Source organism: Halobacillus sp. BAB-2008 (assembly GCF_000328325.1).
Classification (GTDB): domain Bacteria; phylum Bacillota; class Bacilli; order Bacillales; family Halobacillaceae; genus Halobacillus.
In genome coordinates this window covers 1-12,239 of record NZ_ANPF01000039.1, presented here as the reverse complement: position 1 = coordinate 12,239, position 12,239 = coordinate 1, and the positions used below count along the sequence as shown (strand labels likewise).

General features: G+C 49.4%; 11 protein-coding genes. All 11 read left to right on the top strand.

Going from position 1 to position 12,239, the window contains the following annotated elements; genetic code table 11:
- Positions 1-1,336 (top strand): adenine deaminase C-terminal domain-containing protein (locus D479_RS09680; protein WP_008636384.1); only part of this gene is annotated, 1,336 nt, incomplete at its 5' end.
- 38 nt (positions 1,337-1,374) lie between these two features.
- Positions 1,375-2,388: a DUF3048 domain-containing protein gene (locus tag D479_RS09675; RefSeq protein ID WP_008636382.1), complete on the top strand. Its 1,014-nt coding sequence runs from the start codon at positions 1,375-1,377 to the stop codon at positions 2,386-2,388.
- Positions 2,389-2,402: 14 nt separating this feature from the next.
- A complete protein-coding gene (locus D479_RS09670; RefSeq protein WP_008636379.1) occupies positions 2,403-2,705 on the top strand; it encodes a YerC/YecD family TrpR-related protein in 303 nt (100 codons plus the stop codon).
- 60 nt (positions 2,706-2,765) lie between these two features.
- The gene (locus D479_RS09665; protein ID WP_008636376.1) at positions 2,766-3,248 is read left to right on the top strand and encodes a GNAT family N-acetyltransferase; all 483 of its coding nucleotides are present in this window, start codon (positions 2,766-2,768) and stop codon (positions 3,246-3,248) included.
- An 80-nt stretch (positions 3,249-3,328) separates the two neighbouring features.
- Positions 3,329-3,916, top strand: coding sequence for a YitT family protein (locus D479_RS09660; protein ID WP_035388716.1), 588 nt, complete (start codon positions 3,329-3,331; stop codon positions 3,914-3,916).
- Between the two features lie 252 nt (positions 3,917-4,168).
- A complete protein-coding gene (locus D479_RS09655; RefSeq protein ID WP_008636371.1) occupies positions 4,169-4,717 on the top strand; it encodes a geranylgeranylglyceryl/heptaprenylglyceryl phosphate synthase in 549 nt (182 codons plus the stop codon).
- Complete coding sequence (locus D479_RS21290) at positions 4,642-4,857, top strand: geranylgeranylglyceryl/heptaprenylglyceryl phosphate synthase (protein WP_346773252.1); 216 nt, start codon at positions 4,642-4,644, stop codon at positions 4,855-4,857. The genes D479_RS09655 and D479_RS21290 overlap by 76 nt, the downstream gene beginning before the upstream one ends.
- Before the next feature lie 16 nt (positions 4,858-4,873).
- On the top strand, positions 4,874-7,111 hold the full coding sequence (pcrA, locus tag D479_RS09650) for a DNA helicase PcrA (RefSeq protein ID WP_039871238.1): 2,238 nt from the start codon (positions 4,874-4,876) through the stop codon (positions 7,109-7,111).
- Between the two features lie 13 nt (positions 7,112-7,124).
- On the top strand, positions 7,125-9,125 hold the full coding sequence (ligA, locus tag D479_RS09645; protein WP_008636357.1) for an NAD-dependent DNA ligase LigA: 2,001 nt from the start codon (positions 7,125-7,127) through the stop codon (positions 9,123-9,125).
- A 61-nt stretch (positions 9,126-9,186) separates the two neighbouring features.
- A complete protein-coding gene (locus tag D479_RS09640; protein WP_008636356.1) occupies positions 9,187-10,332 on the top strand; it encodes a CamS family sex pheromone protein in 1,146 nt (381 codons plus the stop codon).
- A gap of 163 nt (positions 10,333-10,495) precedes the next feature.
- Positions 10,496-12,046 (top strand): L-glutamate gamma-semialdehyde dehydrogenase, encoded by a 1,551-nt coding sequence (pruA, locus tag D479_RS09635; protein WP_008636355.1) that lies wholly within the window; start codon positions 10,496-10,498, stop codon positions 12,044-12,046.
- Positions 12,047-12,239 lie beyond the last annotated feature (193 nt).

Here is a 12,239-nt window from a genome sequence, read left to right as displayed (position 1 = left end):
TCCTGCAACCATGTACTGGTGGGCGCGCTTCGATCCTCAGACGGTTTTAAGGGAGGAAGACAGAGAGTCTTTCGACGAACAGGTGCTGGATTGGATTGAGCATGATGCGGTCATTCAGGGCGGGGAATTGACGGCCTGGCCGGATGTGCTATATGAAAGAAATGAGCAGATTCTGCACTGGATGCAGGAAACGAAACGATCACGGAAGCCGCTGGAAGCCCATCTTCCAGGTGCATCGGAGCGTACGTTAGTGAAGATGCGTCTCCTCGGGATGGATTCTGAGCATGAATCCATGACGGCGGAGGACGTCATTACACGGCTGTCGATCGGCTACCATACGGGGCTGCGTTATTCTTCGATACGTCCGGATCTTCCTGACATTTTACAGGGACTTGAGAAAATGGGGCATACCCAGTATGACCACATGATGTTTACGACGGATGGATCCACCCCCGGCTTTTATGAGGAGGGGATCATTAACATGTGCATTCGAATTGCTATAGAAGCGGGCGTTCCTGAAATTGATGCCTATATGATGGCCACGTATCAGGCTGCGAGGCACTTCGGAATCGAAAGCAGGGTCGGCAGTCTTAATGCAGGACGTGCCGCCCACCTTAATTTCCTTAGAGATCCTAAAGATCCGACCCCTCACTCCGTCATCGCCAAAGGGGAGTGGGTGAAGAAAGAGGGAGAGGTTGTCCCGACAGGCATCGAGATTCCGTGGGAAAAGAACGGGATAGAGAAGCTTTCCCTCGACTGGGAGCTCGCGGATAAGGACATGCAGTTCTCCATGCCGATCGGGCTTGAACTGGTCAATGACGTTATTATGAAACCATATGCGATAGATACGGATGCTTCCGTGGAGCGTTTGTCTGATGAGAACAAGGAAGCATTCATCATGTTGATGGACAGAGATGGCGAATGGATGGTCAACACTCTGCTGAAAGGATTCACACAGTCCCTTGGCGGGTTGGTCAGCTCGTTCAGCAATACCGGGGATATCCTTGTAATTGGTAAATCAAGGACCGATATGAAAAAAGCATTCCAACGGATGAATGAAATCGGCGGCGGTATCGTATTTGTTAATGAAGGAGAAGTTCTGTTCGAGCTTTCACTGCCGTTGGGCGGGGTGATGTCTGATCTTCCTTTGCAGCACTTAATGAAGGAGGAGAGACGGATGAAACAATGCTTGAACGAACACGGGTTTTCCTTTTCGGACCCGGTGTACACCTTGCTTTTCCTATCATCCATGCACCTGCCGTATATCCGCATTACACCGCTTGGAATTATGGATGTGAAAAAGAAAGAGGTACTCTTTCCTTCTATAATGCGTTAAAATAGAAGAGGGAATATAGGACAAAGGGAAGTGCTTCCATGAGAAAACTTACCTTCTTACTTGTGCTCACGCTGCTGGCTGCCTGCGGCTGGTTCGGAGTTGATCGAGAGGAAGGGTCCGTGACAGACCAGACGGCGGACGATGAACGAGTGATTATCAATGAAGGAGAGCAGACCGTTTTCCCGTTGACAGGAGAAATCAATCCGGATCAACAGAACGATCCAATTGTAGCTGTCATGATTAACAACCATCAGAATGCAAGACCCCAAGCAGGGCTCAGTAAGGCGGATGTCGTCTATGAAGCGCTGGCGGAAGGGTCGATCACTCGCTTCCTAGCTTTGTTCCACAGTGATATTCCTGATACAATAGGTCCGGTCCGAAGTGCAAGGCCTTACTTTCTTGAACTTGCGGATGGGTGGAATGCTCTCTATATCTATCACGGGGCATCCACTGCCATCCAGAAGCAAGTGACGGCGAGCGGTGTGTCCTACTTGAACGGTTCCATCTACGATAACAACGGCTGGCTCTTCCAGCGTACTTCAGATAGGAAAGCGCCCCACAACTCCTATCTAATCACAGATGGGATACTGCAAGCTGCCTCAAATAAAGGATATACCTCCTTCAAGAGACACGAACCGCTGCCGTTTGATTCTGAGCAGGAACTGGACGGGAAGCCGGTAAATCGAATGGCCATTAGATATGCGGAGACGCAGCAGGTTCTATTTGATTGGAAAGAGCGATCCGGCCTTTTCCAGCGCTCAAGTGATGGAGAAACGACGATAGATGCGGCGGATGGAACTGCCATCGGGGTCGAAAATGTCCTGGTCATCCGTGCCGGCCATAAAGTAATAGATACGAAAGGGCGGCGTGCAGTCGATTTGAAGTCCGGTGGAGACGGCTGGCTTCTGCAAAAAGGAATCCGGAAAGAAATACAATGGAGAAATATCGACGGACGCCTCCTCCCCTTTGCGGACGGCAAAGCACTTGCTTTCCTGCCGGGGAAAACGTGGGTGAACATCATCCCGTCATCGGTGGAGGTCCGTTTTGATTAAGGAGGGAAACGGGAATGCAGATCGATAAACTGAGAGGGAAGACGCTTGATCAGCTGTTTGAAGCGGTGCTGTCCCTGCAGAACCTCGAAGAATGCTATGAATTTTTTGATGATCTTGCAACAATGAATGAAGTACAGTCCCTGGCACAACGGCTGGAAGTTGCCCGCATGCTGAGAGAAGGGTACACGTATCATAAAATTGAAACACAAACAGGAGCTTCCACAGCGACGATTTCTCGCGTGAAGCGCTGCTTGAACTATGGGAACGATGCCTACACGAAGGCACTCGACCGTGTTCAGGCGAAACATGTAGAATAAAGGAGAAAGGCTGCCGACAACCCGGCAGCTTTTTTTATTCAAAAGGAGCAGGGATCAGTCATGGAAATACGTAATGTCCGGAAGACGGACTTGGATTCGCTTATGACGATTGAAAGAGAAGGATTTACAGAGGGAGAAGCTGCAACGAAGCAGGCAATGCTGGAACGGATCCACTTAATTGCGGATACCTTTTTGGTAGCAGAAAAAGGAGGAGTCGTTCTAGGCTACATCAACGGCCCTGTCATAGACAACCCGTTCATTACAGATGATTTGTTTGAAAGAATTACAACGAATCCATCGCGCGGAGGGTATCAGGCAATTCTCGGTGTCGCCGTTTCTGAACAAGCAAGAAGGCAGGGGATCGCTGCTTCCCTTTTCCATGAGATAGAGCGGCTGGCGAAGGAAAATGGAAGGGAGGGAGTCACCTTGACGTGCAAAGAAGAGCTGATATCTTTCTATGAGAAGCTTGGTTATGTCCATTGTGGAAGGTCAAATTCCGTCCATGGTGGAGTCGCGTGGTACAATCTGATAAAAAGGATGTAGGGAGGTTCGCTCTCGTTCTTCTAACCTATTCCGGACAGGCATAGACTGTATTAGAGGAGGGGGACGGGGAGATGAGAGAGATGTGGATAAAAGGGATGATGATCGTGATCGGGAGCTTGGTTCTATCCGTCGGTATCAACTTATTTCTCATCCCTGATCATGTGCTGGACGGGGGGATCATTGGTCTTGGTATGATTTTTAACTACATATGGGGACTGCAGGTCGGGCTGACGATAATTTGCTGCAGTATTCCCATCTTTCTGCTTGCCTGGTTCTTTTACCGTCCCTACTTCTATAACAGCCTCCATGGATTGTTGATCTCTTCTTTTTCCATTGATTTGTTCAGCGGTCTCCGCTTTTATCATCTGCCTCTCGACCCGGTGATCAGTTCGATCATCGGCGGGGCTCTTGTCGGGGGAGGAATCGGGTTAATGCTCAGGCATCATACCAGTACCGGAGGGACCGACCTCCTTGCGCAGATGATTGCAGACTGGTTTAAAGTTAATGTCGGCTTTATCATTCTTCTGCTGGACGCCTTGATCATTGGGGCGAGCGGCTACCTGTTTTCCCTGGAAACGCTGCTCCTTTCCGCTATGACGATCATGAGTGTCGGTCTCGTCACGATGTTGTTCACGTCATCCAGACTGCTGCCACACGTAATCAAGTAAATCCACCTTCCCATGAATGGAAGGCTCACATAGTTTCCTTTCTTTTTACTTAACCATCCAAAAAGGAAGGGATGGTTTCTTTTTTATGACATAGAGCTTCCCGACAGCCTTTACAGCCGCCTCTTCTTTTAAGGGGCGGCTTTTTGTATGTCCTGATGTCACGGAGTCGACAATTTTCCCTGTGGAAACACTCAACCCACGCTTCAAAATTTGCTATAATGAGTGAATGGATAACTGTTTTGGAGGACGGAAATGTACAAAAAACGCTCGTGCCATCATATGTTCAAGCTTGACCCAAACAAAGATTTGTCGGAGGATGCGTTGAGGAAGGTCTGTACGTCGGGAACGGATGGGATCATCATCGGCGGAACGGATGGAGTGACTTTTGAGAATGTAACGGATCTTCAGGACCGGGTACAGCAGTATGATATAGCTGTGTATTTGGAAGTTTCCGATATTGAAGCGATTGCGCCGGGTTTTCAAAAATACTTGATCCCGATGGTGTTGAACAGCCAGGATAAGAAATGGATGATTGACGTGCAGCACCAGGCAATTGTGGAATATGCGGATGCCATCGCTTGGGAGGATATGATGCCGGAAGGGTATTGTGTTCTCAATCCGGAGGCCAAAGTATTCCAGCGGACTAACTGCACCATGCCGCAGGACAGAGATGTGCTTGCCTACGCAGAGATGGCGGAGCATATGTTCCGACTGCCGTTTTTTATATGGAGTACAGCGGGATGTACGGCGATCCTGATCTGGTTAGACAAGTATCAGAACGATTGGAAAAGACGTCGCTGATATACGGCGGGGGCATACGTTCGGCGGAACAGGCCGGAGAGATGGCATCCCATGCCGATATCGTCGTCGTCGGTAATGTGATTTATGAAGATATGGAATCTGCTATCGGGACGGTCGAAGCAGTGAAAACAATACATTGAAGGATGGTGGACCCCTATGACACAGGCATTGAACGCATTGATTCAAGGCTTGAACGAAGAACAAAGGAATGCGGTTACTCACACAGAAGGGCCGCTTTTAATCATGGCAGGTGCCGGAAGTGGAAAGACGCGTGTTTTGACACACCGCATTGCTTATTTACTCAGCGAAAAAGACGTAGCGCCTAGAAATATTCTGGCGATTACTTTTACTAATAAAGCAGCACGTGAAATGAAAGAACGTGTGGAATCGCTTGTCGGTCAGGATGGAGAAAAGATACTGATGTCCACGTTCCACTCGATGTGTGTACGGATGTTGAGAAGGGACATCGACAGGATCGGTTATGATCGTAATTTCTCTATCCTTGACTCCAGCGACCAGCTTTCTGTCATCAAACAGGTGCTGAAGGAAATCAACCTTGATCCAAAGAAATGGGACCCGCGGGCGATGCTTGGTGCGATCAGTAACAGCAAGAACGAGCTGATGACGGCTGCTGATTATGCACGACAGGCAGGAAACGTCCATGAAGAGCAGATCGCTGAAATTTATAAAGGCTATGAGAAGAAACTGAAAAAGAACCAGTCGCTCGATTTTGATGACTTGATTATGCAGACGCTTCGTTTGTTTGATGAAGTACCGGAAGTGCTGGAATATTACCAGCGCCGTTTTCAATATATCCACGTCGATGAGTATCAGGATACGAACCATGCGCAGTATCAACTCGTCAAACAGTTGGCGAGCCGTTATGAGAACCTCTGTGTCGTCGGTGACTCGGACCAATCCATTTATGCATGGCGCGGAGCGGATATTCAGAACATCCTGAACTTCGAACAGGATTATCCGACAGCCCGGACCATTCTGCTGGAGCGGAACTACCGTTCGACAGAGACGATCCTGAATGCTGCCAACAATGTAATCGACAACAACAGCGGCCGCAAACCGAAGCATTTGTGGACAGACAACAAAGGTGGAGAAAAGATCCGTTACCATCAAGCTGGAACGGAACGGGAAGAAGGACTGTTCGTCACAGATAAGATCGAGGATCTGATCCGGCAAGGCAGATACCGCTACAAGGATATCGCCATCCTCTACCGGACGAACGCCCAGTCCCGTACCATCGAGGAAACGTTTGTGAAAGCAGGCGTCCCTTACCAAATGGTCGGCGGCACGAAGTTCTATGACAGGAAAGAGATCAAAGACATGCTCGCCTATCTCCGTTTGATTGCGAACCCGAATGATGACCTCAGCTTCCAGCGTGTCGTCAACGAACCGAAGCGCGGCGTCGGGAAAACGAGTATGGATAAGATGCTTGCGTATGCAGCGGATCATGACATTTCGCTTTATGAAGCGGCGGCGGAAGTCGACTTCGTCGGTGTCAGTGCAAAAGCGGCAAAAGCGATCATCGGTTTCCGGAAGATGATCCAGAACTGGACGAGTCAGCAGGAGTTTCTGTCCGCCACCGATATGGTTCAGGAAGTAATCGACAAAACCGGGTACGAGGAGATGCTGCTGAACGAGAAAAGTATTGAAGCACAGAGCCGACTCGAGAACATTGAAGAATTCAAATCCGTTACCAAGAACTTCGAGGAGAGTGCAGAGGACAAGACTCTGATCGCATTCCTGACTGACCTGGCGCTTATTGCGGATATTGATTCTATGAATGAAGACCCTAATAGTGATGACACGGTCACACTGATGACGCTCCACTCTGCCAAAGGCCTGGAGTTCCCTGTCGTCTTCCTGATCGGGATGGAGGAGAATGTCTTCCCTCACAGCCGTGCGCTGATGGATGAAACGGAGATGGAAGAAGAGCGCCGTCTCGCGTATGTCGGTATTACAAGGGCAGAGAAGGAACTTTACCTCTCTCATGCGAAAATGCGGACGCTTTACGGCCGGACGAATATGAACCCGGTCAGCCGCTTTATCGGCGAAATTCCAGATGACCTTCTGGATGGAAAAGAAGAGAAGGAAGAGCTTCCGTTCTTCAACAAGAAGAGGGAGAGTATGCCGTTTGGTTCGAAACCGATGGCTGCGCCTGCACCGAAGAAACGGGCGGCGAAGAAGAAACCAGGGTCGACTGGTGGAGAGAAGATCGGCTGGCAGCCTGGTGATAAAGCAGAGCATAAGAAGTGGGGGACAGGGACAGTTGTGAAGGTTCAGGGAGAAGGAGATTCCATGGAACTGGACATTGCTTTCCCTGCTCCGACAGGCATTAAACGATTGTTAGCCCGGTTTGCTCCGATAACGAAAGCTTAAGGAAGTGAAAAGCATGAACGCAGCGGAAGCGCAGCAGCGCATAGAGGCTTTAAGACAAGAACTGGAAACATACAGCTACGAGTATCATACGTTGGACACACCGAGTGTCCCGGATGCCGTGTATGATCAAAAGATGCGGGAGTTGATGGACTTAGAGGCGGAGTTTCCCGATTTGAAGACTCCGGATTCGCCTTCTCAACGTGTTGGGGGCGAACCTCTCGACGCCTTCCGGAAGGTGCAGCACGACATTCCGATGCTCAGCCTCGGGAACGCATTCGACGATCAGGAATTACGTGATTTCGATCGTCGTGTAAGGAACGGGACAGAAGAAGAAGTCAGCTATGTCTGTGAATTGAAAATAGACGGTCTTGCCGTCAGCCTTAAGTATGAAAACGGGGTGTTCGTCCGCGGGGCAACCCGGGGGGATGGTACGACAGGGGAAGATATAACGAATAACCTTCGTACGATCAAGAACATTCCGCTTCGCTTGAAAGAGCCGGTCACACTGGAGGTTCGCGGAGAAGCCTATATGCCGAAGCAGTCGTTTATCCGTCTGAACGAAGCGAAAGAGGCAAATGGTGAGGAACCGTTTGCCAATCCAAGGAACGCAGCGGCAGGATCACTCCGTCAGCTTGATCCGAAGGTTGCTGCCAAGCGGAACTTGGACGTCTTCCTTTACGGAGTCGGTGTCTGGGAAGAAGACCCGACAAGCTCGCACAGCGAACGACTGGAAAGAATGAAGGACTATGGACTTAAAACGAATCCAGAATGGAAAAAATGTAACAATATCGAGGAAGTAATCGACTATGTTCACAGCTGGGTCGAACGGAGACCTGATTTGGATTATGAAATTGACGGCATCGTCATCAAGGTAGACCGTCTGGATCAGCAGGATACCCTCGGCTTTACAGCAAAAAGCCCGCGTTGGGCCACCGCTTATAAATTCCCGGCAGAAGAGGCGGTTACGAAGCTGAAAGATATCGAATTGAGCGTCGGCCGCACGGGCGCAGTGACACCTACGGCTGTGCTTGAGCCTGTCAAAGTTGCAGGAACGACCGTACAGCGTGCCTCGCTCCATAACGAGGACCTGATCAAGGAAAAAGACATCCGGATCGGGGACACCGTCGTCATCAAGAAAGCCGGCGACATTATTCCAGAAGTGGTGCGTGTATTGACAGAGCAGAGAACAGGGGAAGAAGAGCCTTACCAGATGCCGGATACATGCCCGGAGTGCGGCAGTGAGCTTGTCCGTCTGGATGAAGAAGTGGCACTGCGCTGCATCAACCCGAACTGCCCGGCTCAGCTTCGTGAAGGACTCATCCATTTCGTTTCCCGTAATGCTATGGATATCGACGGCCTTGGGGAAAAGGTGATCGCTCAGCTTTTCCAGGAGTCCCTCATCCACAATATCGCGGATCTATATAAACTGGACAAGGAAGAGCTCCTTCAGTTGGAGCGTATGGGGGAGAAGTCGGTACAGAATCTATTGAACGCTTTGGAAGCATCGAAACAGAACTCTTTGGAGCGGCTGTTATTCGGACTTGGAATCCGTTATGTAGGATCGAAAGCGGCAAGCACCCTCGCCCAGCATTTCGAGCACATCGATGCGTTGATCGCAGCAGATGTGGAAACGCTGGAGCAAGTGCCGGAGATCGGCAGTAAGATGGCTGATTCGATTGCCAGCTACTTCCATGAACCACACGTCATCGAATTGATTGATGATCTGAAAGAATTAGGCTTGAACATGGAATACTTAGGCGCGAAGAAAAGCGATCAGCCGGCAGATTCACCATTTGCGGGCAAAACAATCGTCCTGACAGGAAAAATGGAGCACTACAGCAGATCTGAGGCGAAGAAGCTCGTGGAAGAACTCGGCGGCAGTGTCACCGGAAGTGTCAGTAAGAAAACCGATCTGCTGATTGCAGGGGAAGATGCGGGTTCCAAGTACACAAAAGCATCCGATTTGGGGATTGAAATTTGGGATGAAGCACAGTTTCGCAGCGCTTTATCCTGAAGGAAGAACGTCATGGCCCGTGTCTGGGCCTGTCGCTTGTTAAAGATAAGGGAGTGGAAACATGAGGAAGATGCACGCACTATTGTTGAGTTCCGTTCTGTTTATGAGCGCGTGTACACCTGTATTTGATAATCAGGAAGAAGTCATTCAGGAGACGACAGACGAAACGAACAACCAGGCAGCAATTGTCCCGAACTACTCGATGTCCGACGAGGACTACCGGATGATTCTGACAGAAAGCAGCCCGAAAGTTTCATCAGCAAGAGGAATCACGACGAACCAGATGGGGAACCGGCTCGATATTGATGAATTTGAGAGCGGACTGCGCCGTCATTCCAAGGAATATTACGATCCGGAGGATTATTATTTCCAGCCGGGACAGTACCTCACTGATCAGACATTGTTAGATTGGCTCAGCAGGAAGTCCGCTGATAAAGAAGAAGGCTTGAATCCGGAATTGAACGAAGATGAAGCATCGGAAGAGGATTTCCGTGAAAGCCCTCGGTACATTTCCAATATTATTGAGCAGGACTACTTAGTGCAGAAAGACGACAACGTCGTCGAACTGCAGGGTGTCACCATTGGTATCTCTCTCCGTACCGTTTATAAGTTCACAACGGAAGGAAAGAACTTCGAAGAGGATCACTCCACCGAAGAGCTGCTTCAAAAAGGGAAAGAATATGCCGATGAAATCTTGACCCGCATACGTGCCAAAGAAGAGCTCAAGGATGTTCCTGTCGTCTTCGCTATTTACGAAGAAGAGGAAGCGAGTTCGAAAGTTCCCGGCAAGTTCCTTGCGAAGACCTATGTCAAAGGTTCTTCGGGTAGTGTGGGTAGCTGGGATAATATCGACGAAGAACATGTCCTCTTCCCATCAAGTGAAGCGGAGAAGGAACACTTCGATCAATCCCAGATCTTCTCTGAATTCCGTACGCAGGTATCGAATTACTTCCCTAACTTCGTCGGAATGATCGGAAATGGATTTTACAAAGACGGCGAACTGCATGATATTACCATCGAAATACCGATTCAATTCCAATCCGAATCGGAAGTGGTCGGATTTACGCAGTACGTGTATAGTCTTGTAAATGAGATGTTCCCGGACCACTACTCTGTGCAGGTGAACATTCATAGCCTGGACGAACCGGAAAGCTTGATCGTTAAGAAAGCAGGAGACGAAGAGCCGTTTGTCCATGTCTACAAATAAAGGAGAGCAACCGTCCGGGTGTACCGGGCGGTTTTTTTGTTCCTTCTGTTCCTTTTAAACCCCTACACACTATGCTAAAATATGGATGGAAACGATTGAAGTGTTAATTTTCAAACAATTACACAGCGTGCGACCTATTTAATCTCAAGGAGGCGGTTTAAGTATGGTAGTCCCGTACAAGCATGAACCATTCACAGATTTCACGGTGGAAGAAAATCGGAAAGCGTTGCAATCTGCCATCAAGCAGGTAGAAGCGGACCTTGGGAAAGAGTATCCGCTGATTATCGGCGGCGAGCGGATCATGACAGATGACAAGATCAAAGTCGTGAACCCGGCAGATAAGAAAGAAGTCATCGGATATGTTTCTAAGGCGAACCAGGAACTTGCAGAAAAAGCACATAAAGCAGCGGACGAAACGTTCCAGTGGTGGAGAAAGACGAAAGCGCAGTTCCGTGCGGATATCCTGTTCCGTGCCGCGGCAATCGTCCGCCGCCGTAAGCATGAATTTACGGCGCACTTAGTCAAAGAAGGCGGAAAACCGTGGAAAGAAGCGGATGCCGATACGGCCGAAGCGATTGACTTCCTCGAATTTTATGGACGTCAAATGCTGGAAATTGATAAAGGCGTGGAGATCAACTCCCGACCGATCGAGAACAACCGGTTCCATTACATACCACTCGGCGTCGGTGTCGTCATTTCTCCATGGAACTTCCTGTTCGCCATCATGTGCGGGACGACGGTCGCAGCGATGGTTTCGGGGAATACGGTCCTTCTCAAGCCTGCCAGCGCGACGCCGGTCATCGCTTATAAGATGATGGAGGTGCTTGAAGAGGCGGGACTTCCGAACGGCGTGATCAACTATGTTCCGGGCAGCGGAAAGGAAGTCGGGGACTACCTTGTCGATCATCCACGGACACGCTTTATCAGCTTCACGGGTTCCAGGGAAGTCGGTACCCGGATATTTGAGCGAGCGGCCAAGGTCCATGACGGTCAGCAGTGGCTGAAGCGTACGATTATTGAAATGGGAGGCAAGGATACGATTGTTGTGGATAAGGAGGCGGATCTTGAGCTTGCCGCTGATGCCATCACTTATTCTGCCTTCGGGTTCTCCGGACAGAAATGTTCCGCATGCTCCCGGGTCGTCGCACATGAAGAAATCTATGATGAACTCTTGGACAGAGTCGTTCAGAAGACGAAGGAAGAAGTGAATTACGGCAACCCGACTGATAACAGCAACTACATGGGTCCGGTCATTGATCAGGGAGCCTACGACAAGATCATGGAATACATCGGTATCGGGAAAGAGGAAGGAAAGCTGATGACAGGAGGCAAGGGAGACGATTCTAAAGGGTGGTTCGTCGCACCGACTGTCTTTGCCGATCTCGCACCGGATTCCCGGATCATGCAGGAGGAAATCTTCGGCCCTGTCGTCGGTTTCACGAAAGCTTCGTCGTTCGATGAAGCTCTCGATATTGCCAACAATACGGACTATGGCCTTACAGGCGCCGTTATTTCCAATAACCGGGAACATATAGAAAAAGCACGCGAGGATTTCCATGTCGGAAACCTGTACTTCAACCGCGGCTGCACCGCTGCGATTGTCGGATATCATCCGTTCGGCGGATTCAACATGTCCGGAACCGACTCCAAAGCAGGCGGACCGGATTACTTAATCCACCACATGCAGGGTAAAACGACATCGGAAATGCTCTAAATAGACAAACCCCTTTTTCCTGATGCAGGAGGAAAAGGGTTTCATTATTTTGCGAAAAAGGAACATACTATTCGTATGTCCTGTTACAAATTGGTGTCGTTTGTGACAGAAACATGAAAAATAATTAAAAAACTTTTGTGAATGTTTATTACTTCAAACACCTATATATGTATATCTATTCGTATTTAGTGAA